The organism is Salmonella sp. SAL04202 (assembly GCF_046550775.1).
GTDB classification, from domain to species: domain Bacteria; phylum Pseudomonadota; class Gammaproteobacteria; order Enterobacterales; family Enterobacteriaceae; genus Salmonella; species Salmonella enterica.
The window spans coordinates 370403-394498 of sequence record NZ_JBGDXK010000004.1; the positions used below are offsets into that span (position 1 = coordinate 370403).

At 53.3% G+C, this 24096-nt stretch carries 24 protein-coding genes; 5 read left to right on the plus strand and 19 right to left on the minus strand.

What is annotated here, in order from left to right; all coding sequences use genetic code 11:
* Positions 1-519: 519 nt before the first annotated feature.
* Positions 520-4407, minus strand: a complete 3888-nt coding sequence (purL, locus tag ACLJQJ_RS17940; RefSeq protein WP_063809319.1) for a phosphoribosylformylglycinamidine synthase — start codon at positions 4405-4407, stop codon at positions 520-522.
* Between the two features lie 21 nt (positions 4408-4428).
* On the opposite strand from purL, the gene ACLJQJ_RS17945 reads away from it, so the two are divergent.
* Together ACLJQJ_RS17945 and mltF are read left to right on the plus strand one after the other, a co-directional pair.
* Positions 4429-4662, plus strand: coding sequence for a hypothetical protein (locus ACLJQJ_RS17945; protein ID WP_001747289.1), 234 nt, complete (start codon positions 4429-4431; stop codon positions 4660-4662).
* A complete protein-coding gene (gene mltF, locus ACLJQJ_RS17950) occupies positions 4663-6207 on the plus strand; it encodes a membrane-bound lytic murein transglycosylase MltF (RefSeq protein WP_000734249.1) in 1545 nt (514 codons plus the stop codon).
* 50 nt (positions 6208-6257) lie between these two features.
* On the opposite strand, the gene tadA is transcribed toward mltF, so the two are convergent.
* From tadA to murQ, 4 genes are read right to left on the minus strand one after another with little or no spacing between them, the layout of a single operon-like run.
* Positions 6258-6809 carry a tRNA adenosine(34) deaminase TadA gene (gene tadA / locus ACLJQJ_RS17955; protein WP_001134564.1) on the minus strand — a complete coding sequence of 184 codons (552 nt, stop codon included), beginning with the start codon at positions 6807-6809 and terminating at the stop codon, positions 6258-6260.
* A gap of 24 nt (positions 6810-6833) precedes the next feature.
* Positions 6834-7469 carry a phosphatidylglycerophosphatase C gene (gene yfhb / locus ACLJQJ_RS17960; RefSeq protein ID WP_000253558.1) on the minus strand — a complete coding sequence of 212 codons (636 nt, stop codon included), beginning with the start codon at positions 7467-7469 and terminating at the stop codon, positions 6834-6836.
* 3 nt (positions 7470-7472) lie between these two features.
* Positions 7473-8834, minus strand: coding sequence for a PTS transporter subunit EIIC (locus tag ACLJQJ_RS17965; RefSeq protein WP_063809648.1), 1362 nt, complete (start codon positions 8832-8834; stop codon positions 7473-7475).
* Between the two features lie 10 nt (positions 8835-8844).
* Positions 8845-9738, minus strand: a complete 894-nt coding sequence (gene murQ / locus ACLJQJ_RS17970) for an N-acetylmuramic acid 6-phosphate etherase (protein ID WP_001048535.1) — start codon at positions 9736-9738, stop codon at positions 8845-8847.
* A 115-nt stretch (positions 9739-9853) separates the two neighbouring features.
* Here murQ and ACLJQJ_RS17975 point away from each other — a divergent pair, with 115 nt between their 5' ends.
* Positions 9854-10702 (plus strand): MurR/RpiR family transcriptional regulator, encoded by an 849-nt coding sequence (locus ACLJQJ_RS17975; RefSeq protein WP_000995694.1) that lies wholly within the window; start codon positions 9854-9856, stop codon positions 10700-10702.
* A gap of 38 nt (positions 10703-10740) precedes the next feature.
* Here ACLJQJ_RS17975 and ACLJQJ_RS17980 read toward each other — a convergent pair whose 3' ends face one another.
* Positions 10741-11658, minus strand: a complete 918-nt coding sequence (locus tag ACLJQJ_RS17980; protein WP_000684023.1) for an oxidoreductase — start codon at positions 11656-11658, stop codon at positions 10741-10743.
* 21 nt (positions 11659-11679) lie between these two features.
* Positions 11680-12876: an OFA family MFS transporter gene (locus ACLJQJ_RS17985; protein ID WP_001276364.1), complete on the minus strand. Its 1197-nt coding sequence runs from the start codon at positions 12874-12876 to the stop codon at positions 11680-11682.
* A gap of 115 nt (positions 12877-12991) precedes the next feature.
* Here ACLJQJ_RS17985 and ACLJQJ_RS17990 point away from each other — a divergent pair, with 115 nt between their 5' ends.
* Both ACLJQJ_RS17990 and ACLJQJ_RS17995 read left to right on the plus strand, forming a co-directional pair.
* Positions 12992-13918, plus strand: a complete 927-nt coding sequence (locus tag ACLJQJ_RS17990) for a LysR family transcriptional regulator (RefSeq protein WP_001022463.1) — start codon at positions 12992-12994, stop codon at positions 13916-13918.
* A gap of 37 nt (positions 13919-13955) precedes the next feature.
* Positions 13956-14216, plus strand: coding sequence for a YfhL family 4Fe-4S dicluster ferredoxin (locus ACLJQJ_RS17995; RefSeq protein ID WP_001196291.1), 261 nt, complete (start codon positions 13956-13958; stop codon positions 14214-14216).
* Positions 14217-14327: 111 nt separating this feature from the next.
* Here the strand turns inward: ACLJQJ_RS17995 and acpS are convergent, their stop codons facing one another.
* From acpS to rseD, 12 genes are all read right to left on the minus strand, one after another.
* On the minus strand, positions 14328-14708 hold the full coding sequence (gene acpS, locus ACLJQJ_RS18000) for a holo-ACP synthase (protein WP_000986043.1): 381 nt from the start codon (positions 14706-14708) through the stop codon (positions 14328-14330).
* Positions 14708-15439 carry a pyridoxine 5'-phosphate synthase gene (pdxJ, locus tag ACLJQJ_RS18005; protein WP_000818964.1) on the minus strand — a complete coding sequence of 244 codons (732 nt, stop codon included), beginning with the start codon at positions 15437-15439 and terminating at the stop codon, positions 14708-14710. The genes acpS and pdxJ overlap by 1 nt, the downstream gene beginning before the upstream one ends.
* Positions 15440-15450: 11 nt before the next feature.
* A complete protein-coding gene (gene recO / locus ACLJQJ_RS18010) occupies positions 15451-16179 on the minus strand; it encodes a DNA repair protein RecO (RefSeq protein ID WP_000399380.1) in 729 nt (242 codons plus the stop codon).
* An 11-nt stretch (positions 16180-16190) separates the two neighbouring features.
* Positions 16191-17096, minus strand: coding sequence for a GTPase Era (era, locus tag ACLJQJ_RS18015; protein ID WP_000102230.1), 906 nt, complete (start codon positions 17094-17096; stop codon positions 16191-16193).
* Entirely contained in the window at positions 17093-17773 is a 681-nt protein-coding gene (gene rnc / locus ACLJQJ_RS18020) for a ribonuclease III (protein WP_001068341.1), read from the minus strand. The genes era and rnc overlap by 4 nt, the downstream gene beginning before the upstream one ends.
* A 273-nt stretch (positions 17774-18046) precedes the next feature.
* The gene (gene lepB / locus ACLJQJ_RS18025) at positions 18047-19021 is read right to left on the minus strand and encodes a signal peptidase I (RefSeq protein ID WP_000002559.1); all 975 of its coding nucleotides are present in this window, start codon (positions 19019-19021) and stop codon (positions 18047-18049) included.
* A 16-nt stretch (positions 19022-19037) separates the two neighbouring features.
* The gene (gene lepA / locus ACLJQJ_RS18030; protein WP_000790154.1) at positions 19038-20837 is read right to left on the minus strand and encodes a translation elongation factor 4; all 1800 of its coding nucleotides are present in this window, start codon (positions 20835-20837) and stop codon (positions 19038-19040) included.
* 250 nt (positions 20838-21087) lie between these two features.
* Positions 21088-21567 (minus strand): SoxR-reducing system protein RseC, encoded by a 480-nt coding sequence (rseC, locus tag ACLJQJ_RS18035; protein WP_000589087.1) that lies wholly within the window; start codon positions 21565-21567, stop codon positions 21088-21090.
* A complete protein-coding gene (gene rseB, locus ACLJQJ_RS18040) occupies positions 21564-22520 on the minus strand; it encodes a sigma-E factor regulatory protein RseB (protein ID WP_000812021.1) in 957 nt (318 codons plus the stop codon). Before rseB ends, rseC begins: the two co-directional genes overlap by 4 nt.
* Positions 22520-23170, minus strand: a complete 651-nt coding sequence (gene rseA / locus ACLJQJ_RS18045; protein ID WP_001168374.1) for an anti-sigma-E factor RseA — start codon at positions 23168-23170, stop codon at positions 22520-22522. Before rseA ends, rseB begins: the two co-directional genes overlap by 1 nt.
* Before the next feature lie 31 nt (positions 23171-23201).
* A complete protein-coding gene (rpoE, locus tag ACLJQJ_RS18050) occupies positions 23202-23777 on the minus strand; it encodes an RNA polymerase sigma factor RpoE (RefSeq protein ID WP_000003307.1) in 576 nt (191 codons plus the stop codon).
* Entirely contained in the window at positions 23774-23938 is a 165-nt protein-coding gene (rseD, locus tag ACLJQJ_RS18055) for a rpoE leader peptide RseD (RefSeq protein WP_014344135.1), read from the minus strand. The genes rpoE and rseD overlap by 4 nt, the downstream gene beginning before the upstream one ends.
* Positions 23939-24096 lie beyond the last annotated feature (158 nt).

Genomic DNA, 24096 nt, shown 5'->3' on the forward strand with positions numbered 1-24096 from the left:
TGATAAAGCTACGCTATTATCAGAAGTTGGACGGCAGGCACCTTGTTGTGCGTCATTCGAAGTTTATGTAGCGCGTCCCTAAGGGGCTGACATAAGAAGGTGAATGAGCCACTGGTTATCATTATGCAGTAATTGTGCCAACATTCAAAAGACTTTGTTAACACAATGATAGATATGAAAAATATCGCTATTCATGCTAAAAATGGCTCTGTCTGTTTTTTGCCCTTTCTGTCGCCAATCAGCAACACCTGTAACACCTAAAAATAAAACAATTTAAAATCAAATAGTTAAATGTCTCTTTTTGGCGACAACCTATCCCCCACTCATGTCGGGATTTCCCGACACTTTAATCTTGCGGCATAAGCACTAGTTTATTGCCGGATGGCGGCGTAAACGCCTTATCCGGCCTACCGCTTGACGTTCAAGACGGTAGCTTCAACCGCGCTTCCCCGTGGGCCTGATAAGCGCCGTCTACAAAAAAGCCCCTCGTGAAGAGGGGCTTAATGGCTATCGGGCTAATTAACCAAGCTGCTTACGCGCATTACGGAAGATACGCATCCACGGGCTATCCTCGCCCCAGTTTTCCGGGTGCCAGGAGTTGGCGACGGTGCGGAATACGCGTTCCGGATGCGGCATCATAATCGTCACCCGACCGTTTTCGGTCGTCACCGCCGTGATGCCGTTCGGCGAACCGTTCGGGTTAGCCGGATAGGTTTCGGTCACCTTACCAAAGTTATCAACGTAGCGCAGAGCGACCAGGCCTTTGCTCTCAAGCGCGGCAAGATGCGCATCGTCACGCACCTCAACGCGCCCTTCCCCATGGGAAACCGCAATCGGCATCTGTGAGCCTACCATTCCTTGCAGCAGCAGCGATGGGCTTTGCGTCACTTCCACCAGGCTGAAGCGGGCTTCGAAGCGGTCAGAATGGTTACGTACAAAACGCGGCCACAGTTCGCTGCCCGGGATCAGCTCGCGCAGATTCGACATCATCTGGCAACCGTTGCACACCCCAAGCGCCAGCGTCTGCGGACGATGAAAAAAGGTTTCGAATTCGTCGCGCACCCGATGGTTAAACAGAATGGATTTCGCCCAACCTTCGCCCGCCCCCAGCACGTCGCCGTAGGAAAAGCCGCCGCAAGCCACCAGCGCATGGAAGTTGCCCAGACCGATACGACCGCCCAGCAGGTCGCTCATATGGACGTCAATCGCGTCAAAGCCCGCACGATGGAACGCCGCCGCCATCTCCACGTGAGAGTTCACCCCCTGCTCGCGCAGTACAGCGACTTTCGGTCGTGCGCCTGTCGCAATGTACGGCGCGGCGATATCTTGATTAATATCAAACGACAGCTTCACGTTGAGGCCCGGATCGGCATCATTCGCTTTCGCCTCGTGTTCCTGGTCAGCACATTGCGGATTGTCGCGCAGACGCTGCATCTGCCAGGTCGTTTCCGCCCACCAGACACGCAGCGTAGTGCGGCTTTCGCTGAATACCGTCTGGTCATTAGCGGTAATCACAAAGCGATCGCCAGCCAGGGCCTGACCAAGGTAGTGGACGCAGTCAGCAAGACCGTACTGCGCCAACAGCGTTTCGACCGCGTCTCTGTCTTCAGCGCGTACCTGAATCACGCCGCCCAGCTCCTCGTTGAACAGTGCGGCCAGATGGTCATCGCCCAGCGCGGCGATATCGACCTGCACGCCGCAGTGGCCGGCAAAGGCCATCTCGGCCAGCGTCACCAGCAGACCGCCGTCGGAACGGTCGTGCCAGGCCAGTAATTTACGCGCAGCGACCAGCGCCTGCATGGCGTCATAGAAGCCTTTCAGTTGCGCGACGTCACGCACGTCCGCAGGTTTGTCGCCAAGCTGACGATAGACCTGCGCCAGCGCCGTTGCGCCCAGCGCGTTGTGGCCCTTGCCAAGATCGATCAGCAGCAAGGCGTTATCTTCCGTTGACAGCTGCGGCGTAAGGGTGTGACGCACGTCTTCCACGCGAGCAAATGCGGAAATCACCAGCGACAGCGGCGAGGTCATTTCGCGCTGTTCGTTGCCTTCCTGCCAGCGGGTTTTCATCGACATCGAATCTTTACCCACCGGAATGGTCAGGCCAAGCTGCGGACAGAGTTCCTCTCCCACCGCTTTAACCGCGTCATATAAACCAGCATCTTCGCCAGGATGACCGGCTGCCGCCATCCAGTTAGCGGAAAGCTTGATGCGCTTGATATCGCCAATCTGCGTCGCGGCAATGTTAGTCAACGCTTCACCGACGGCCAGACGGGCGGAAGCGGCAAAGTCCAGCAGCGCCACCGGCGCGCGCTCGCCAATCGACATCGCTTCGCCGTAGTAGCTGTCGAGGCTGGCGGTAGTGACCGCGCAGTCAGCCACCGGGACCTGCCACGGGCCAACCATCTGGTCACGCGCCACCATACCGGTGACGGTACGGTCGCCAATAGTGACAAGGAAGGTTTTTTCCGCCACGGTCGGCAGATGCAGAACACGATTTACCGCGTCGGCAATCGTGATATCCGCGCGGTTCAGCGCATCGCCTTTCGCCTTCAATGTTTGCACATCGCGGGTCATTTTCGGCGTTTTGCCCAGCAGGACATCCAGCGGCAGGTCGATCGGCTGATTGTCGAAATGGTTATCATGCAACGAGAGATGCTGTTCTTCGGTAGCGTCGCCAATGACCGCATACGGCGCGCGTTCGCGCTTACACAGTTCATCGAACAGCGGCAACTGGTCAGCCGCGACCGCCAGCACATAGCGCTCCTGGGATTCGTTACACCAGATTTCCAGCGGGCTCATGCCCGGCTCGTCGCTAAGAATGTCGCGCAGTTCGAATTTCCCGCCGCGCCCGCCGTCGCTCACCAGCTCCGGCATGGCGTTGGAGAGACCGCCCGCGCCCACATCATGGATAAACAAGATTGGGTTAGCGTCGCCCAACTGCCAGCAGCGGTCGATCACTTCCTGGCAGCGGCGTTCCATTTCCGGGTTATCGCGCTGAACAGAGGCAAAATCGAGATCCGCATCAGACTGGCCGGAAGCCATTGAAGAAGCCGCCCCGCCGCCGAGGCCGATATTCATCGCCGGGCCGCCAAGGACGATCAGCTTCGCGCCAACAACGATCTCGCCTTTCTGCACGTGATCGGCGCGAATATTACCGATCCCGCCCGCCAGCATGATCGGCTTATGGTAGCCGCGCAGCTCTTCGCCGTTGTGGCTGTTCACTTTCTCTTCATAAGTACGGAAGTAACCGGTCAGCGCCGGGCGACCAAATTCGTTGTTAAACGCCGCGCCGCCCAGCGGGCCTTCGGTCATGATATCCAGCGCGGTGACAATACGTTCCGGCTTGCCAAAATCCTCTTCCCACGGCTGTTCAAAGCCCGGAATACGCAGGTTGGAAACGGAGAAGCCCACCAGCCCGGCTTTTGGTTTCGCGCCACGCCCGGTGGCGCCTTCATCACGAATTTCGCCGCCGGAACCGGTCGCCGCCCCCGGCCACGGAGAGATAGCGGTTGGGTGGTTATGCGTTTCGACCTTCATCAGAATGTGCGCGGGCTCCTGATGAAAATCGTAACGGCCAGTATTGTGATCGGCGAAGTAGCGCCCCACCGCAGATCCTTCCATCACCGCGGCATTGTCTTTATAGGCAGAGAGCACATAGTCCGGCGTGGTTTCGAAGGTGTTTTTAATCATTTTAAACAGCGACTTCGGCTGCGGTTTACCGTCGATAATCCAGTCGGCATTAAAAATCTTGTGGCGGCAGTGCTCGGAGTTCGCCTGGGCGAACATGTACAATTCGATATCGTTCGGGTTGCGCCCCAGTTTGGTAAACGCCTCCTGCAAATAGTCGATTTCATCTTCCGCCAGCGCCAGACCAAGACGCAGGTTGGCGTCAATTAACGCCTGACGGCCTTCTCCCAGCAGATCGACACTGGAAACCGGCGCAGGCTGATGGTGGATAAACAGTTTTTCCGCATCGGTTAAAGAAGAGAACACCGTCTCCATCATACGGTCGTGCAGCTCTGCGGCCACTTGTCGCCACTGTTCCGCCGTCAACGTCGAAGCCTCGATATAGTACGCTACGCCACGCTCCAGACGATCAATCTGTTGCAGGCCGCAGTTGTGGGCGATATCCGTTGCTTTTGAAGACCAGGGGGAGATGGTACCAGGACGCGGTGTGACCAACAGGAGTTTACCCGCCGGCGTATGGCTGTTAAGCGCCGGGCCGTATTGCAACAGACGGGTAAGCTGCGCCTGCTCGCTATCATTTAACGGGGCGTTCAGGTCAGCAAAATGGACATACTCAGCGTATATATTGTGGACCTGGAGGTTGGCAGCCTGAAAGCGCGCCAGCAGTTTATTGATACGGAATGCAGACAGTGCAGGCGAACCACGCAGAATTTCCATCATAAGTCTCTCGTCTTCTAAGCTTTGGTGTGCGCAAGGGGGGAAACGGCCGTCATTATAAAGAATCTGACGCGCCGACGAAACCGTTTGCGTAGAAATAAAATCACCGCTTTTTCTTGTCATACGGTGCGGCTATCGTTGCGAATAAGTTGCCAACTGGCGCATTGTTACGCAAAATGCCGCTCATTAATGACTTATCTATTGCAGCAAAACATCTTTTTCAGCCCGAGGCAACGCACGATCCAGAGAATTAACTAATTGAAAAAATTAAAGATTAATTATCTGTTCATCGGCATATTGACGCTGCTGCTGGCAGCAGCCCTTTGGCCCTCAATCCCCTGGTTCGGTAAAACCGAAAACCATATCGCCGCGATTCAAGCCCGGGGGGTACTGCGCGTCAGTACGATCGACTCGCCATTAACCTATTCCGTTATCAACGGTAAAAAATATGGTCTGGACTATGAACTGGCGCAGCAGTTCGCCAACTATCTCGGCGTGAAGCTGAAAGTGACGGTACGCCAGAATATCAGCCAGTTGTTTGACGATCTGGATAACGGCAATGCCGACCTGCTCGCGGCTGGGCTGGTCTACGACAGCGCGCGCGTTAAAAACTATCAGCCTGGTCCCATGTATTATTCGGTTTCGCAACAGCTCGTCTACCGGGTCGGACAATATCGCCCACGTTCGCTGGCGACCGTTAACGAGAATCAGCTTACCATTGCGCCAGGGCACGTCGTGGTCAATGATTTACAGCGTTTAAAAGAGACAAAGTTTCCCGATCTGAGCTGGAAAGTGGATGATAAAAAAGGCTCGACGACGCTGCTGGAAGAGGTCATCAGCGGCAAACTGGATTACACCATTGCCGATTCAGTGGCGATCAGTCTGTTTCAGCGCGTTCATCCCGAGCTGGCCGTGGCGCTGGACGTCACGGATGAACAGCCCGTGACCTGGTTTAGCCGACTGGACGACGATAATACGCTCTCCGCCGCGCTGCTCGATTTTTTCAATTCGATCAATGAAGACGGTTCTCTGGCGCGGATCGAAGAGAAATATCTGGGACATGGCGATGATTTCGACTACGTTGATACCCGCTCTTTCCTGCGAGCGGTGGATAACGTCCTGCCGGAGCTGGAACCGTTATTTAAAAAATATGCCAAAGAGATAGACTGGCGCCTGCTGGCGGCGATTTCTTATCAGGAATCGCACTGGGATCCGCTGGCGACCTCGCCAACCGGCGTGCGCGGCCTGATGATGCTGACTAAAAATACCGCCCAAAGTCTGGGGCTGACCGACCGTACCGATGCGGAGCAAAGCATCAGCGGCGGCGCTCGCTATCTTGAAGATATGATGGCTAAAGTTCCCGAAACCGTTCCGGAAGACGAGCGTATCTGGTTTGCCTTAGCCGCCTACAATATGGGTTATGCGCACATGCTCGATGCCAGATCGCTGACGGTAAAAACCAAAGGCAATCCGGATAGCTGGACCGATGTGAAGCAGCGTTTGCCTCTGTTAAGCCAAAAACCGTATTACAGTAAGCTAACCTACGGTTACGCGCGTGGACATGAGGCTTATGCTTATGTGGAAAATATCCGTAAATACCAGATAAGTTTAGTGGGGTATTTGCAGGAAAAAGAAAAGCAGGAAGCGGAAGCCATGAAACTGGCGCAGGATTACCCGGCGGTGTCGCCGGAGGAGCTGAATAAAGCGCCCTTCCCCCTCCTGTCGTTTTTATCGCAGTCATCAGGCTACCTGACGCATTCGCCGTCTTTACTGTTTACGCCGCAGAAGAAAGAAGAAAAATAGCGCGATGGTCTTATCGGATGGCGACGCGCAACGTCTTATCCGGCATTGCGCTATACTGTCGGCCCCGCGCCTTCCGCACGGTCGGCTTTCTTCAGGGCTTTAATTTCCTGACGACGCATACGGAAAAAATCACTGAGCAGCGTCGCACATTCATCGCGCAGCACCCCTTCAATAATGTCGACCCGGTGATTCATTCCCGGATGGTGCAGCACATCAATTAGCGATCCGGCCGCGCCGGTTTTTGCATCGCGCGCGCCAAAGACAACGCGTCCAATGCGGCTATGCACCATAGCGCCTGCGCACATCACACAGGGTTCCAGTGTGACATACAGCGTGGTATCCAGTAACCGATAATTCTGCAATACCAGACCGCCCTGACGCAGCGCCATTATTTCAGCATGCGCAGTAGGATCGTGGCGGCCAATGGGTCGGTTCCAGCCTTCGCCAATGACGCGATGGTTATGCACCAATACCGCGCCAACCGGAACCTCGCGTTCGTCCCAAGCGCGTTTCGCCAGCGTCAGCGCGTGGCGCATCCAGTATTCGTGATCTAATTCGACATCAGACAAAGAGGTAACTCCGGTAATGAAAGCGGGCGGCATTATACACAGACGCTATGCGTTTCACTATTCGAGCTGCTGCAACTCGCCGTGCGGCGTCACCCGCCAGCGATGCTGGCAAAAATAAAGCAGCGGGTTATCCTGTTTGCTGTCGCTGTAGCCGCTATAAAGACGCAACGGCGTACCGATTTTACGTTCCAGTTGCGCGACTTTTTCATGGCCCAGACAGCGCACGGTTAATACCCAGCCGCCATACCGTCGCGCCATCTGGCTGGCGATGAGGTTAACGCGCGGCAGCCACGGCGTATCAAAATAGACTTGCTCTACCAATGATTGCGGAGAACCGGTAATAAGCCAGATATCCGCGTCAGAGCTCAATAGATAGGTGGTCAGACGCTCCTGTACGACCGGAAACGCCGTGACGTTAGCGCGAAACCAACGGACAAAATCCGCCTGATGCGCCTGCAAACGCGTTTCGCTATGGCCAAAAGTACAGCCCCACAACAACAGACTCATCGGCCAGCGGGCCGCACGCCCTTTGACCAGTAAACCGATACCGATAATGGGTAACAACGGCAGTACGAGCAGCGCATTTAGCGGCTGACGGCGCAGCAAATAACGCAGAAAACTGCCGAACATATCCTGTTGATGTAACGTTCCATCCAAATCAAAAAAGACGACACGACGCTCGTGGCTGACCAAACCTTACTCCTCTGGATCATTGAACCCCAGCAGCCAGGTAAAAATAAACCCGGCAATTACCGCTATTAAATAGCCTAACAGATAGAACAGGACTTTTCCGGCAACAATTGTTAATGCCAGCGGCAAACCGGAAATACCAAAGGTAATTACCGTCGCCACTTTCCAGTAGCTGATCAACGCCCCGCCTACCGCGCCGCCGAGGCAAGCGCCAATAAATGGCTTACCCAATGGCAGCGTGACGCCAAAAATCAGCGGCTCGCCAATCCCCAGCAGTCCGACAGGAAGCGCGCCTTTAATCACCTTTTTGAGTCGCGCATTGCGGGTTTTCATCAGTACGGCAATGGCCGCGCCTATCTGACCAACGCCCGCCATCGCCAGGATGGGAAACAGCGCGTTATAGCCGTGCGCTTGCACCAGCTCCACATGAATAGGCACCAGCCCCTGATGCAGCCCGGTCAGTACCAACGGCAGGAAGGTTCCGGCTAACACCGCGCCCACCAGAAAACCGCCGCGATCGATAGCCCAGGACGCGCCGTGAGCAATAGCGTCTGAAATCCAGCCGCCAAGCGGTTGCAGAGCGACAATCGCTACCGCGCCGGTGATAACAGTCGTCAATAAAGGGTTAAGAATTAACTCCAGCGACCCCGGCAGCAGCTTACGGAACTGGCGCTCAATCCAGCACATTAACGCCACCACCAGCAGGACGGCGATAACGCCGCCCCGTCCCGGCTGAAGCGCCTCGCCAAAGAGCGTAATCTGCGCCAGTTGCGGGCTGGAAAGGATCCCCGCCATCACGCCGCCTAACGCCTGCGATCCGCCAAAGACTTTCGCGGTATTGATGCCAACCAGAATGTTCATGATAGCGAACACCGCGCTGCCAAATATCCCCATCAGGCCCAGCAGGTTAGGATAGTGGACGGCAACATCGCCAACGACATCCGGACGTTTAAGAATGTTGATAATGCCGGTAATCAAGCCGGATGCGATAAAGGCGGGGATAAGCGGTATAAAAACATTCGCCAGCTTACGCAACGCATCGCTCATCGGCGCTTTATACTTCGCTTTCGCCTCGGATTTGGTACGCGCCATAGCATCGTCCGGCTTTACACCACCTGCGGCAATCTGCACGCGCATCGCATCAACCACCTGCGCAGCCTTCCCCGGCCCAACGATCAGCTGATGTTGCTCCCCTTGCTTTACGTATCCACTGACGCCAGGCAACGCTTTTAAGCGCGGAATATCCAGTTGGCTGTCGTCCTGTACCTCCACCCTGACTCGCGTCATACAGTTTTCCAGGCGCAGAATATTTTGCTCTCCGCCGATACCACGTAAAATGTCGCTGGCGAGCGCTGCCGTCTTATCCATACACACCTCTTTAGTGTTCTAACGCCGCCCTTAAAAAGCCCTGATGAGCGGCGAGTTTTTCCCTGGCGGCTGCAGCATCCAGCCCCGTAAGCGCCATCAAAATGGCGGGCTTAACCTCAAAATCGGTCTGTTTCAGCAACGTTTCCGCCTCTTCACGACCTATCCCGGTCGCTTCAACGACCATCCGACACGCGCGATCGACCAGTTTGACGTTGGTGGCTTTCATATCCACCATCAGGTTCTGATAGACCTTACCGAACTTCACCATCGCGCCGGTAGAAATCATATTGAGCACCATTTTCTGCGCGGTGCCGGATTTCAGCCGCGTGGAGCCGGTAAGCGCTTCCGGCCCGACAACGGGCGAAATAGCGATATTAGCCTCCCGCGCAATAGGCGAATCTGGATTACAGGAGACGGCAACAGTGGTACAACCGGACTGTCGCGCATAGCGCAGGCCGCCAATCACATAGGGTGTACGACCCGACGCCGCGAGCCCCACGACCAGATCCTGTTCTTGCAGATTTAGTGCGACAAGATCGTCTTCGCCTGCCTGTTGGCTGTCTTCCGCGCCTTCGACCGCTTTCAGCAACGCGCCCGGCCCGCCGGCAATCAGCCCGACGACCAGACCGTGCGGAACGCCAAACGTCGGGGGGCATTCTGAGGCATCCAGTACGCCAAGCCGACCACTGGTGCCCGCGCCCATATAGATGATACGTCCGCCAGACTTCAGCGCCGCCGCCGCGGCATCCACCGCACGCGCAACGTCAGGCAGAGTGGCTTTTACCGCTTCCGCTACCCGCGTATCCTGTTCATTAAAACGCTTAACTAATTCAGGAGTAGGCAACGCATCCAGATCCATCGTTTGCGGGTTACGGGTTTCAGACACTAAGGTACCAAGATTCATTTTTGTCCCTCTGGAATTTTTAATTCATAATAAGCGTCCATGATGGAATAGAATATTCCCCCAGGCGAGTGAAATTTCGTTTTGTCGTCGCCATCACGTTTCGCAGGAGCTGCCCATGAACTGTTTGATTCGTATTCGCCAGCGTTATCCGGATCTCGCGCAAAGCGACAGGAAACTGGCGGATTATCTGCTCGCGCAACCGGATACGGCGCGGCATCTGAGCTCGCAGCAACTGGCGGCCGAAGCGGGCGTCAGCCAATCCAGCGTAGTCAAGTTCGCGCAAAAACTGGGGTTTAAAGGGTTTCCGGCGTTGAAACTGGCTATCAGCGAAGCGTTGGCCAGCAATCCTAATCCGCATTCCGTTCCCGTTCATAACCAGATTCGCGGCGACGATCCGATGCGCCTGGTCGGGGAAAAATTAATTAAAGAGAATGTGGCGGCGATGCACGCCACGCTGGACGTTAACAGTGAAGAAAAGCTGTTAGAAAGCGTCACGATGCTGCGCCACGCCCGCCGTATTGTGATCACCGGGATTGGCGCCTCTGGGCTGGTGGCGCAAAATTTTGCCTGGAAGCTACTGAAGATTGGCATTAACGCGGTGGTTGAGCGCGATATGCACGCCCTGCTGGCGACGGTGCAGGCGCTGGCGCCGGAGGATCTGCTGCTGGCGATCTCTTATTCCGGGGAGCGGCGCGAGCTGAACCTGGCGGCGGACGAAACATTACGCGCAGGCGCGAAAATCCTGGCCATTACCGGTTTTTCTCCCAACGCCTTGCAGCAGCGCGCCACCCGCTGTCTGTATACGATTGCCGAAGAGCAGGCGACGCGCAGCGCCGCTATCTCCTCGACACATGCGCAAATGATGTTGACCGACTTACTGTTTATGGCGCTGGTACAACAGGATTTAGAGCGGGCGCCGGAGCGTATTCGCCATAGCGAGGCGCTGGTAAAAAAACTGGTATGAAAATGGCTCTTCCGCCTCATGCAGAAGAGCCATCAAGTTTATTGCGCTTCTTTCGCGTGAATCAATTGCGTCAGGAGTGTGTTAACCGGTACGGCAATATTGTTCTGAGCGCCGATTCGCGCAATCGCACCATTTAAATAGTCGATTTCAGTCAGTCGGCCTTTATGTAAATCCTGATGCATAGAAGGATAGTGGTGGCCGCTCTCACGCGGATCGAACACTTTCTTCACCGTATTCATCACCATTTGCTCAGTCAACGGAATATTCTGGCTGGCAGCAACTAACACAAACTCATCAACTACCGCTTGCGCTAAATCTAAAGCACCAGGCCGCTGACCAAATCCGCCGACATTACAATCCAGTAGCGCGCAATAGGTGTTCATTACGCTATTAAAGGCTGCTTTCTTCCAGATCGATAATAATACGTCAGGGCTTATTTCAGCATTCAATCCAGCGCTATTAAGGGTGGCAATGACCTTAGCCTCTTGAGCCGAATCCTGGCTGGCTATCGGCTGCAGTTCAATCGTTCCGGTACCGGTGGCCATAATATGCCCAGCCCCCTCCAGTTCGCTGGACCATAACGTCACACCCGCATAGATTTTCTGCCGATCGACATATTTCTCCAGCGTTTCGATATTTCCCAGGCCGTTAGATAAAATCATCACGACCTTCGCGGCTGGCAGTAATGGCTTGATACGCTGTAACATGCTATCCAGCTGCATGGCTTTGGTAAACAGAATAACCAGCTCAAACTCCCCCTGGGATTCATCGGCCAACATAGCAGGGATGGGGTAATACTTCTGAGTCGTTTCCGTTTCGACAAACAACCCCTTGCTACGAATAGCGTCGACATGCTCCTGCCAGCCATCAATAAGCGTCACGTCGTGCCCGGCCTCCAGCAGCATATAGCCAAAACGACACCCCATAGCGCCTGCACCTGCGATTGCAATTTTCATTTTTATTTCCTTATTATCTGATTAATGAATTTTGGCTAAAACCGTTGCGACATATTTTTTCGTTATCAGGGTCAACACGACTCCAATAAGCAATAGCACCGTTGTCAAAATAAATACTGTATTGTAGCTTCCGGTATATTTTGCAATAGCGGACGTGACGTAAGGAGCAATAACCGCACCGACGGCAAAACCAAAATACATAAAGCCGTAGTTTAGTCCCTGGTTACGCATACCAAAATTCTGGCTGGTCAAGCCAGGGAAGATAACTAATATACCGGCATAAGCAAAGCCCACGCCCAGAGCGCTGAAATAGAATACCGAAGTATTGCCATTGAAGAAAAATAACAGCAGCATACACAAGCAAGTAAAGAGGTAAACAATAACCAGCGTATTATAGCCGCCTAATTTATCGGTTAACCCTCCCCAGAACAGGCGACCGATCGAGTTAAATATCGAGACCAGGCTAACGACTAATGCACCAGACAGTAAACCGTACTGCGTCATACCAATTTGCGCAGAGCTTGAGCTAATTACCATCCCAGAGAACACGCCCAGCGCCAGAATCATAAACAGCAGCCAGAAGCGCAGATCTTTCAGCATGTGCCGATAGTCTTTATCCAGTGGCGACGCTTTAATTCCTCCACTATCTTTTGCTGGCGCGCTACGAATAAAGAACTGGACGATAAAAATAACCACCAGATAAACAATACCCAGATATAACAACGCCCGACTAACATCGTGAGTTTGCGCCATAAAATATTCGGCCAGGCGGGTGCAAAGTAGCGTCCCGACGCCAACACCCGCCAGTACGATACCGCTGGCCAGACCGCGACGGTCAGGGAAAAATTTCAGAATATTATTAAGATTACCCGTAAAAGCCAGGCCCGATCCCAACCCGGCAATGACGCCGTAGGTTAAAAACAGCATGGGCAAATTATCCACAAACCCGGACAAGATAAAACCTAAAGAAAACAGGATACCGCCGATAACTATCGCCTGCTTTCCTTTACCATTGTCGATCATTCTCCCGCCCCAAATCATCGGTAAAGGAATGATCCCCATGTTGATAGAGAATGCTAACGCCAGCGTAGCCGGATCCCAGTGATATTGCGCCATGAGTGGTGTTTTGAAATAGCTAAATGCGTAGACGCCCCCGAGCACAAAATTGATGCACACGTGAGCGGCAAGCATTCCCCAGCGGTTGATTGATGCCGACATAATTTTCCCTTTTTAAAATGCACTGATCACAGTTTAAAAAAAGCAAAATAGGCAAACAATTTGGTATTTTTTATAATCGTTATAACAAAACCCAATCGATTGGCATTAAATTTTAATGAATATCAAACAACTACATTCCTTCCTGATATTGTGTGATGAATTACATTATGGTCGGGCAGCCAGTCGCCTGTTTATCACTCAGCCATCATTAAGTCAGCAAATCAAACAACTTGAGTCATCACTTAAAACAATATTATTTAAGCGAAAAGGCAGAGGAATTAAATTAACAAAAGCAGGCATTATTTTGCAACGACACGCTAACAAAATAATGCTGGATTTAAAAAATGCCGAAAATGAGCTTCTTCCCTATCAGGATCAACAGCGCGATACTATTTCAATCGGGGTGTCAGGCAGCTACCTGGTCCTGCCCGCTTTTCGCAACTTTATGGCGCACCATCCGGAAATATCTTTAAATGTTAAAGAGTTCTCAACTGAGCAAACCATTAAAAAGCTGACGGATAGCGCCGTTGATATTGGCATTGTTTATCGAACAGCGCTCCCTGCCCAGCTAAGCTCGACCATGCTGTTTGAAGATGAAATTATCGCTGCAATCCCACTTTCTCATCCTCTGGCGACACGCGAACGTCTGCATCTAAAAGATTTAAACGACCAGCCCATTATCGTGCTTAATGACTCTCTGCTATTAAGAGGGATCATCACCACTGAATTTAATAACCGCAAAGTCGTTCCTAACGTCATCTGCGAACTGGATAACCACTACTCATGCCTTGAGTATGCCGAAGCGCAGATTGGCATCGCATTTATTACCCGCTCGCTAACCCATTTATCGACACCCAAAAATGTTCGCCTGGTTTCACTGGGCATCCCCGCATTTTTTATTCCTGTCATGCTGGTGCACAGTAATGACCTTTCACTGGATAACGCAACCATCTGCCTGCTCAAGCAGATCAAAAATTTTTACACTGTAGATAACAAATCAGCGCCAGAAAAGAGCTGGCCCGAGCAGAAAATAGGCGTATAATGCCCGCCCGATTTGTGTTGTTTCTGAGAATTTCCTGATGGCGCTGTTAATCACCAAAAAATGTATCAATTGCGATATGTGCGAGCCGGAGTGCCCGAATGAGGCGATTTCAATGGGCGACAGCATTTATGAGATTAACAGCGACAAATGCACCGAGTGTGTAGGCCATTACGAAACGCCGACCTGTCAGAAAGTCTGCCCGATCCCCAATACGATTTTGCAGGATCCCGCCCATGTCGAAACCGAAGAACAGTTGTGGGATAAGTTTGTTCTGATGCATCACGCAGATAAACTGTAAGCGGGTTAACGCACTTCCAACGCAACAATGCCTGATGGCGCTATGCTTATCAGGCCGACAATATATCGGCCTGTAGGTCAGATAACGTGTTTACGCCGCCATCCGACAAATCTAACTCTCCAGAATGACCGTAGCGCAGGCGTAATGGCGTTCATCGGCCAACGTGACATGCATGTGCGCCACACCGAGTTTTTCCGCCAGCGTTAACGCCTCGCCCCACAGCCGCAAACGTGGTTTTCCCAGCTCATCGTTAAACACTTCGAACTGATTAAACGCCAGACCGTTGCGGATGCCGGTGCCAAAAGCTTTCGCTGCCGCCTCTTTGACCGCAAAACGCTTGGCGAGAAAACGCACCGGCTGCTGATGCGTCTCCCAGATAGCCCACTCGTTGTCACTGAGCACACGCCTTGCCAGACGTTCGCCGGAACGGGAGATCACTGCCTCAATGCGGGCAATCTCTACAATATCCGTTCCCAGGCCGAGAATCGCCATTAGCCGCGCGCTTCCAGCATCAAACGTTTCATTTCAGCCACCGCCTCTTTCAGCCCCGTCATCACCGCCCGACCAATAATGGCATGACCGATATTGAGCTCGTGCATTTCCGGAAGTGCGGCAATAGCTTTGACGTTATGGTAGGTCAGGCCATGACCCGCATTTACTTTTAGCCCCAGACGGGCCGCCAGGGTCGCGGCGCTGGCAATACGCGCCAGCTCTTTTGCCTGTTCCGCATCGGTTTCTGCGTTGGCGTAGCAGCCGGTATGGATTTCGATAAACGGCGCGCCGACTTCCGCCGCCGCGTTGATTTGCGCTTCATCGGCATCGATAAAGAGCGAAACCTGGATGCCAGCCGCCGCCAGGCGCGCACAGGCATCACGCATTTTATCGCGCTGTCCGGCCACATCCAGGCCGCCTTCGGTGGTGACTTCCTGGCGTTTTTCCGGTACCAGACAACAGAAATGCGGCCTGGTTTCTACGGCGATCGCCAGCATCTCTTCGGTCACCGCCATCTCCAGATTCATACGCGTATGCAGCGTCTGACGCAGAATGCGCACATCGCGATCGGTAATGTGGCGACGATCTTCGCGCAGGTGTACGGTAATGCCGTCCGCGCCTGCCTGTTCAGCAATAAACGCCGCCTGTACCGGATCCGGATAGTCGGTGCCGCGCGCATTACGTAACGTGGCAATGTGGTCAATATTGACGCCTAACAGTAATTCAGCCATGACAATCCTCGTTAATCTTTCTTCGTTTTTACTGTGCGTTTGGGCATAAATTGCCGGAACAGCTCCCGGCTTTTTAACGGTTTTCCCCCAAGATACGGCTTTAATGCCATACGGGTAAAGCGTTTAGCGGCACGCAGGGTATCTACATCCGGAAATTCCCGCGCCTCCAGCGCTTTCAGGTGCCGTCCGGTAAAGGTGTTGTTATCGATGACGACGCTGGCGAAAAAGCCTTTTTCTTCGCGGTAACGGTAGGTCATGGTGTCATCCACCCGTTCGCCGCTGCCTGCACAGTGGGTGAAATTGACGCCATACCCCAGATGACCCAGCAACGCCAGTTCGAAACGTCGCAACGCCGGTTCAGGCGAGCCGGTGGTTCCCGCCAGCGCCTGAATACAGTTCAGATAATCAAAAAAGAGTTCGGAGAAGCGCGTTTCATATTCCAGTACGCGAGAGAGGAGTTCGTTGATGTACAGGCCGCTATAGAGCGTAATACCGCTTAACGGCAGCGCCAGAGAAACTGCCTCGGCGCTGCGCAGGGTTTTCACCTCGCCGCGTCCGCTGTAGCGTAGCAATAACGGCGTAAAAGGCTGTAACGCGCCTTTCAGATTGGAACGTTTAGATCGCGCGCCTTTGGCGACAAGGCGCACGCGCCCCGATTCTTCCGTGAAGACGTCCAGCATCAGGCTGGTTTCGCTCCAGGGGCGACTGTGCAGGACAAATGCGCGCTGCCACCCTTCCACGCTGTGTTAACTCACAGATCGTCTACGTAACCGAGACTGCGCAGAGCGCGTTCGTCATCGGCCCAGCCGGATTTCACTTTCACCCACAGTTCCAGGTGTACCGGCGCTTCAAACATCTCCTGCATGTCTTTACGCGCTTCAATACCAATGGTTTTGATTTTGGCGCCTTTGTTGCCAATCACCATCTTCTTCTGCCCTTCGCGTTCGACGAGGATCAGCCCGTTGATATCATAGCCGCCGCGTTCGTTGGTAACAAAACGTTCAATCTCAACGGTAACGGAATACGGCAGCTCGGCGCCGAGAAAACGCATCAGCTTTTCACGAATGATTTCAGACGCCATAAAGCGCTGAGAGCGATCGGTGATGTAATCTTCCGGGAAGTGATGAATCGCTTCCGGTAAATGTTTACGCACGATACCGGCAATGGTATCGACGTTCATACCCGTTTCAGCAGAGATGGGTACGATATCAAGAAAGTTCATCTGGCTTGCCAGGAACTGGAGGTGCGGCAGCAAATCGGCTTTTTCCTGCACGTTATCCACCTTGTTAACGGCGAGAATAACCGGCGCTTTGCCATCGCGCAGTTTGTTCAGGACCATTTCGTCGTCCGGCGTCCAACGGGTGCCTTCCACAACGAAAATCACCAGCTCAACGTCGCCAATCGAACTGCTCGCCGCCTTATTCATCAAACGGTTAATGGCGCGCTTTTCTTCCATATGCAGTCCCGGGGTATCGACATAGATTGCCTGATACGGGCCTTCGGTATGAATACCGACAATGCGGTGGCGCGTGGTCTGCGCTTTACGGGAAGTGATCGAAATCTTCTGCCCAAGCAGTTTGTTCAGCAAGGTGGATTTGCCAACGTTCGGACGTCCGACGATGGCAATAAATCCGCAATAAGTTTTATCGGTGCTCATTCCAACTCCAGTTTTTTCAGCGCCTGTTCGGCGGCAGCCTGCTCCGCCTTACGACGGCTGGAACCCGTGCCAACCACCGGTTCGCTCAGGCCGCTGACCTGGCAGTGGATAGTAAATTCCTGATCGTGCGCCTCGCCGCGTACCTGCACAACCAGGTAAGATGGCAGCGGCAGATGGCGACCCTGCAAATACTCCTGCAAGCGCGTTTTAGGATCTTTTTGTTTATCGCCCGGACTTATCTCATCCAGACGGGTTTTATACCAGTTAAGGATTAACTGCTCGACGGTCTGGATATTGCTATCGAGAAATACTCCGCCGATTAACGCTTCCACGGTGTCCGCCAGAATGGACTCCCGACGAAATCCGCCGCTTTTTAATTCGCCCGGCCCTAAACGCAGGCACTCGCCTAAATCAAATTCACGGGCTAATTCCGCCAGCGTATTACCACGTACCAACGTGGCGCGCATACGGCTCATATCTCCCTCATCCACCCGTGGGAAACGGTGATAAAGCGCGTTAGCGATAACGAAGCTCAGGATTGAATCGCCTAAAAACTCCAGGCGTTCGTTATGTTTACTGCTGGCGCTGCGGTGAGTTAATGCCTGCTGCAACAGCTCCTGATGATTAAAAGTGTAGCCCAGCTTCCGTTGAAGCCGATTAATTACGATGGGGTTCATGCGATACCAATAAATGAATGCGTCAACAATCCAGCACACGAAACAGACCTGATACACGTCATCTGTCCTGCCGCATCGCTGCAGCGGAAAGAAGGTTGTCTATAACCAACGCTGTTTCGTGTGCCGTGGCGACCAAACGGCGCCAACCTAAAACTTCGGGGGAATATTCTATACACAACGACAGGGGATGTCGTTAGTCTGAGGGAATTTATCCAGGAAATAATTCACGCTGCCGCTAAAAAGACGACAGCGTGAACGATCATTTCGTCACAGTTAGTGAATACCGCCGATACGACTCAGGCGTACGCCTGTCGGCCACTCCCCTTCCTGCTTGTCAAAGCTCATCCAGATAGCGACCGCTTTACCGACCAGATTCGCTTCCGGAACAAATCCCCAGTAACGGCTATCCGCGCTGTTATCGCGGTTGTCGCCCATCATGAAATATTGTCCCGGTGGTACAACCCAGGTCGCCAGCGGTTGTCCTGGCTGTTGGTAATACATGCCCAACTGATCCTGAGCTATCGGCACCATCAGGATGCGGTGCGTCACATCGCCCAACGTCTCTTTACGTTCGGTCAGGCGAATGCCGTTTTCTTTCGTCTCGTTTAGCGGAACCTCAAAGAAACCGCTGGTCGCTTCTCCGCCGTTACGGCGGGCAAAGGTCTGTACAAAATCGCTCGGCTCAACGTTAGAGTAGGTAACCGGCAGCGCATTTTCGCACGCCTGACCGGAGCTACAGCCAGGCTGAATCGTCACCTCTTTCGCAACCGGATCATAAGTGATTTTATCGCCCGGCAAACCGACGGCGCGTTTGATGTAATCTAACTTAGGATCTTCCGGATATTTAAATACCACAATATCCCCGCGCTTTGGATGACCGGTTTCAATCAGGGTTTTCTGGTAGATCGGATCTTTAATGCCGTAGGCAAATTTTTCCACCAGAATAAAATCGCCGATAAGCAGTGTCGGCATCATTGAGCCTGACGGGATCTGAAAGGGTTCATAAAGAAATGAACGAACGATCAGAACGATCGCCAGAACCGGGAAAACCGACGCCCCGGTCTCCAGCCAGCCCGGCTTAGGCGCCACTTTATTGAGCGTAGCGTTATCCAGCGCATCTCCCGACGCCGTTTGCGCGGCAGCCTGGCGCGCCCGACGTTTTGGCGCGAAAACAAACTTATCAACGCACCATAAAATGCCCGTCACCAGTGTGGCTATCACCAGAATCAGGGCAAACATGTTCGCCATGCCAACTCCTTAGGGATTATTTATTGTCTTTACCGACATGCAGAATGGCGAGGAACGCCTCCTGAGGCAGCTCGACGTTACCGATCTGCTTCATGCGTTTCTTACCTTCTTTCTGTTTCTGCAGCAGTTTTTTCTTACGACTGATATCGCCGCCGTAGCACTTCGCCAGCACGTTTTTACGTAACTGTTTTACCGTCGAACGGGCAATAATATGCGTACCAATCGCCGCCTGAATCGCAATATCAAACTGCTGGCGTGGAATCAAATCTTTCATCTTCTCCACCAGCTCGCGACCACGGCTTTGCGAGTTATCGCGGTGCGTGATCAGCGCCAGCGCATCGACACGCTCGTTGTTGATTAACACATCAACACGCACCATATCGGAAGCCTGGAAGCGCTTGAAGTTATAATCCAGAGACGCATAGCCGCGCGACGTTGATTTCAGACGGTCAAAGAAGTCGAGCACCACTTCCGCCATCGGGATTTCATAGGTCAACGCGACCTGGTTACCGTGATACACCATGTTAGTTTGTACGCCGCGTTTCTCAATACACAGCGTAATAACGTTACCTAAATAGGCTTGTGGTAACAGCATATGACATTCGGCGATAGGCTCGCGCAGTTCATAAATGTTATTCAACGGCGGCAGCTTGGAGGGGCTATCAACATAGATAGTCTCTTTCGCCGTTGTTTCTACTTCATAAACCACGGTCGGCGCAGTGGTGATCAGATCCAGATCGTATTCGCGTTCCAGACGCTCCTGAATGATCTCCATGTGCAACAGGCCGAGGAAGCCGCAGCGGAAACCAAAGCCCAGCGCCGAGGAGCTTTCCGGTTCATAAAACAGTGAGGCATCGTTCAGGCTCAGCTTGCCGAGCGCGTCGCGGAAACTTTCATAATCGTCGGAGCTGACCGGGAACAGACCTGCATAGACCTGCGGTTTCACCTTCTTAAAGCCCGGCAACGCTTTTTCCGCTGGGTTACGCGCTGAGGTTAAGGTATCGCCAACCGGCGCGCCGAGGATATCTTTAATGGCGCAGACCAGCCAGCCTACTTCGCCGCACTTCAGCTCGGTACGATCAACCTGTTTCGGCGTGAAAATCCCCAGGCGGTCAGCGTTGTAGGTCTGCCCGGTGCTCATCACTTTAATTTTGTCGCCTTTACGCATGGTGCCGTTTTTAATACGCACCAGCGATACCACGCCCAGGTAGTTATCGAACCAGGAGTCAATAATCAGCGCCTGCAGCGGGCCGTCCGGATCGCCTTGCGGCGGCGGGATATCGCGCACCAGGCGTTCCAGAACATCCGTCACGCCGACACCCGTTTTGGCGGAGCAGCGTACCGCGTCCGTCGCATCAATACCGACAATGTCTTCGATTTCTTCCGCCACACGCTCCGGATCGGCGGCCGGCAGGTCAATCTTGTTAAGCACCGGCACCACTTCAAGATCCATTTCCATCGCGGTGTAGCAGTTCGCCAACGTTTGCGCTTCTACGCCCTGGCCGGCATCCACCACCAGCAGCGCGCCCTCGCAGGCGGCTAACGAACGGGAAACTTCATAGGAAAAGTCAACGTGTCCCGGCGTGTCGATAAAGTTCAGTTGATAAGTTTCACCATCAGACGCTTTAAAATCCAGCGTCACACTCTGGGCTTTAATAGTAATACCGCGCTCACGCTCAAGATCCATCGAATCAAGTACCTGAGCTTCCATTTCACGGTCAGACAGGCCACCGCAGATCTGGATAATACGGTCAGACAGCGTCGATTTACCGTGGTCAATGTGAGCAATGATCGAAAAGTTACGTATGTTCTTCATAGAGATAAATTATTATGCCTTACGCCTGGTTGACCAGACTTTAGAGGTCGCTGTTCTGAGCTTAACGTCTGTTTTAACTGAAACGCCGCATTCTACACTACAACGCTAAGGCGAGGAAATGTTCATAGTGTAAGGAGAGCGGGAACTGGAAAACGCCTCGCTTTTTCCTGTAAAACACCGCAACGCAGGAAAAGCGCATGTTTATCGGGACAACAACCCAACGCGGCAGGTGTACCGTTGGGCAAAACGTTTACTGGCGCGTTTCGATTGAGGTAGTTTCGACGCGAACAAGGTCCGGCGGGAGGGCAACGTTTAAAATCACCGGCTGCCAGGCGTCGCGCTCCGCCAGTTTTCGGGAATAGCCGCGGGCAACCAGAAAACCGCCCACGCCGCCCAGCACGGCCCCGCTTAATGCGGCAAGGTCAGATCCAAACAGCATCTGAAAAAGCGCCGCACAAAGAAATAGCCCTGCTAAAGGCGACATATAGACCAGCAACGCCGAACCTAAAAGGCTTTTTTCGGCGATGCCCAACTCGACTTTCTGCCCCGGCGCCAGCGGCTCCGCGCTTGGCACAACAATGGTATGGGTGGTTTGCGGCCCTAATTTATTCAGCACGCGACTGCCGCATCCCGCACGGGAGGCGCAGCTGCTGCATGACGCTTTAACGTCGCAGCTCACCACCGCCTGACCATTCTGCCAGGAGACAACGGTTGCCCACTCTTTAATCATTGTACTGCCCTGAATTTGATACTGTCGGCAATGCGCTTCGCCGTTTGCGGCGGAAGCTCGCCGACAATGGTGATTTCCGCGTTGTCGCGAACGCTGCTATAAACCGTTCGGCGCCCGGTGCGCAGCATCTGATCGCTGCTGTTTTGCGTCGCCCGGTTCACATTGACGGAAAAGCTAAACAGACCGTCAGAATAAAGCCGCGATTCGATAGGCAGGTTATCCATCGTCGGCAACGGACGACGGCTGCTGGAAACTTCGCTAAAGCCTTGCGGCACCCAGGATGGACTCCAGTTAAATTTCGTTTTTTCGCCACCGGGAACAGAAAGCAGCGGCGGCAGATTCGCCTTCGCCAGCGCCTGCATGTTGCTGCCGATATCCTGACTCACCGTGAACGCAATAACGCGGAACTGCTCCAGCGTCTCGCCATCGCGATCCAGCAGATCAACGCGCATCGGCAGTTTGGTGTCCATGTCCATCCAGACGATATAGCTGTAACGCGTACCATCGCGCGCCACAACGCGGATAACTTCGCACAATCTGTCTGCGATACGGGTGCGACCGACGGAAATAAAGTCGTAGTAAGGCGCCAGACGCTTGAAATCGGTGTAAATCAGGGAAGGCAGAGAATCGACAATATAATCACCGTTCAGGGTGAACGGCTCAAGGCCCGGTTCAAAATAACTGATTTCATTACCACGCTGTACGACCTCCCGGCGGGGACCGTCCAACTGTAGCAATTGCGCAAGCGGGCGACTATCCAGGCGTGCGTGTCGATAACGCAGAGATTCAACGCCTTGTTTCGTGATGCTGACGAATGACAGCTCGTAATTCAGTGACTGACTGGCGATGTTCATCTGCTGCAATAACGCCCCGGACGCAGGGTCGGCCGAGGCGTTTACTGAGAAGAACAGGCTAGCCGCCACAAGGGACATGGCAAACCAAAGTTGCTTCATTACTGCGATTGCGTTCCTAAAGTTTGGATTCCTGGCACCTGTACCGCGGCTTGCTGGGTTTGCGCCTGCTCAAACTGAAGCTGTTCGGAGTGCAGTCGGCGCTGCAGTTCATAGTCCTGCAACATGGCATTAATGCGACGACGCTGCTCCTGTACCTGCTGTTGCTGACTGCCGACAGGCGCTGCTTCAGAAGGCACTCCCAGACTTACCGGGCTAGCTTTCCCCATCATAGGCAGGGTATTGAAAACCGGCGTTTCAGGTTGTTGGGATGTTTCAGATTGCCCATTATAGTGCTGGACACCGACGATAACTGCAAGTGAAACGCACGCCGCCACGCCCATTTGGGTAAGCTGCGCCGCCCACGGACGCACTTTTTTCCAGAACGGCATTTTCTGCCATTGCTGCGGAGCGGGTTGGGCCTCAGGGATTAATGGCGACACCTGACGTACTGGCTCGTTTTCAATAGCGGCCATCACGCGAGCGGATATATCGAAATGGAGAACGTCAGGCGTATCCCCCCGCATTGAATCGCGGATCAGGTGATAACTCTCCCAGGTTTTCTGCATTTCCGGGTCGTGCGTAAGCGCTTTGAGCAGCTCACTATCCAACGTTTCGCCATCCATCAAAGCGGAAAGTTTTTCTTTCTGCATGCCTAATACCTTTTCCAGTATCCCGCTATCGTCAACGCCTGATAAGCGGTTGAACTTTATTATCAATAGCTTCCCGCGCCCGGAAGATACGTGAACGCACCGTCCCCACCGGACAATCCATGATAGCCGCTATCTCTTCATAGCTCAGGCCATCCAGCTCCCGTAAGGTGATTGCCATACGTAAATCTTCCGGGAGGGACTCAATAGTTCGGAAAACTATCTGTCTCAGTTCTTCTGACAACATTAAGTTCTCAGGGTTCGAAATTTCTTTCAGCGCGCCGCCGCTTTCAAAGTTTTCTGCTTCAATCGCGTCTACATCACTGGAAGGCGGACGACGCCCCTGCGCAACCAGGTAGTTCTTCGCGGTATTGACCGCAATACGATACAACCAGGTATAAAAAGCGCTATCCCCCCGGAAAGAATCCAGCGCGCGATAGGCCTTAATAAATGATTCCTGTACGACATCGGGAACGTCGCCCGATGGCACATAGCGGGAAACCAGACTCGCCACTTTATGCTGGTAGCGCACTACCAGTAAGTTAAAGGCTTTCTGATCTCCCTTCTGGACCCGTTCAACCAGGACCTGGTCCGTTAACTGCTCGCTCATCCGAGGTAATGTCTCCCCAAACCAAATTTCCACGCGCTTTCGAAACGCCACTCCATAAGCCGCACTATGAGCAAGCAACAGGTTAGAGTGTCTATGTTTCGTAAAGTTCCGTTACGCATTTGTTTTTGTTTGTCATGTTGTAGACAGGTCTTATCTTCCATTATAAGTCTACAGATGCTGAACAACGCACTATCTGTACAGAAATGCCCATTTCGTCGTTTGCAGAGTAACCTAACAGCATCTTTATTTCACTACAAAATCCGACGCTAACACCCTGCCCTATAAAATATTTTTTGCCGTTTATCTCTCGCCGTATTTT

What these genes read in the sequence shown, in the direction of transcription:
- purL (WP_063809319.1), bottom strand. Translation starts at nt 4,407, where the DNA reads ATGATGGAAATTCTGCGTGGTTCGCCTGCACTGTCTGCATTCCGTATC.
- tadA (WP_001134564.1), bottom strand. Translation starts at nt 6,809, where the DNA reads ATGCCGCCCGCTTTCATTACCGGAGTTACCTCTTTGTCTGATGTCGAA.
- ACLJQJ_RS17965 (WP_063809648.1), bottom strand. Translation starts at nt 8,834, where the DNA reads ATGGATAAGACGGCAGCGCTCGCCAGCGACATTTTACGTGGTATCGGC.
- murQ (WP_001048535.1), bottom strand. Translation starts at nt 9,738, where the DNA reads ATGAATCTTGGTACCTTAGTGTCTGAAACCCGTAACCCGCAAACGATG.
- ACLJQJ_RS17975 (WP_000995694.1), top strand. Translation starts at nt 9,854, where the DNA reads ATGAACTGTTTGATTCGTATTCGCCAGCGTTATCCGGATCTCGCGCAA.
- ACLJQJ_RS17980 (WP_000684023.1), bottom strand. Translation starts at nt 11,658, where the DNA reads ATGAAAATTGCAATCGCAGGTGCAGGCGCTATGGGGTGTCGTTTTGGC.
- ACLJQJ_RS17985 (WP_001276364.1), bottom strand. Translation starts at nt 12,876, where the DNA reads ATGTCGGCATCAATCAACCGCTGGGGAATGCTTGCCGCTCACGTGTGC.
- ACLJQJ_RS17990 (WP_001022463.1), top strand. Translation starts at nt 12,992, where the DNA reads ATGAATATCAAACAACTACATTCCTTCCTGATATTGTGTGATGAATTA.
- ACLJQJ_RS17995 (WP_001196291.1), top strand. Translation starts at nt 13,956, where the DNA reads ATGGCGCTGTTAATCACCAAAAAATGTATCAATTGCGATATGTGCGAG.
- acpS (WP_000986043.1), bottom strand. Translation starts at nt 14,708, where the DNA reads ATGGCGATTCTCGGCCTGGGAACGGATATTGTAGAGATTGCCCGCATT.
- pdxJ (WP_000818964.1), bottom strand. Translation starts at nt 15,439, where the DNA reads ATGGCTGAATTACTGTTAGGCGTCAATATTGACCACATTGCCACGTTA.
- era (WP_000102230.1), bottom strand. Translation starts at nt 17,096, where the DNA reads ATGAGCACCGATAAAACTTATTGCGGATTTATTGCCATCGTCGGACGT.
- rnc (WP_001068341.1), bottom strand. Translation starts at nt 17,773, where the DNA reads ATGAACCCCATCGTAATTAATCGGCTTCAACGGAAGCTGGGCTACACT.
- lepB (WP_000002559.1), bottom strand. Translation starts at nt 19,021, where the DNA reads ATGGCGAACATGTTTGCCCTGATTCTGGTGATAGCCACACTGGTGACG.
- lepA (WP_000790154.1), bottom strand. Translation starts at nt 20,837, where the DNA reads ATGAAGAACATACGTAACTTTTCGATCATTGCTCACATTGACCACGGT.
- rseC (WP_000589087.1), bottom strand. Translation starts at nt 21,567, where the DNA reads ATGATTAAAGAGTGGGCAACCGTTGTCTCCTGGCAGAATGGTCAGGCG.
- rseB (WP_000812021.1), bottom strand. Translation starts at nt 22,520, where the DNA reads ATGAAGCAACTTTGGTTTGCCATGTCCCTTGTGGCGGCTAGCCTGTTC.
- rseA (WP_001168374.1), bottom strand. Translation starts at nt 23,170, where the DNA reads ATGCAGAAAGAAAAACTTTCCGCTTTGATGGATGGCGAAACGTTGGAT.
- rpoE (WP_000003307.1), bottom strand. Translation starts at nt 23,777, where the DNA reads ATGAGCGAGCAGTTAACGGACCAGGTCCTGGTTGAACGGGTCCAGAAG.
- rseD (WP_014344135.1), bottom strand. Translation starts at nt 23,938, where the DNA reads ATGGAAGATAAGACCTGTCTACAACATGACAAACAAAAACAAATGCGT.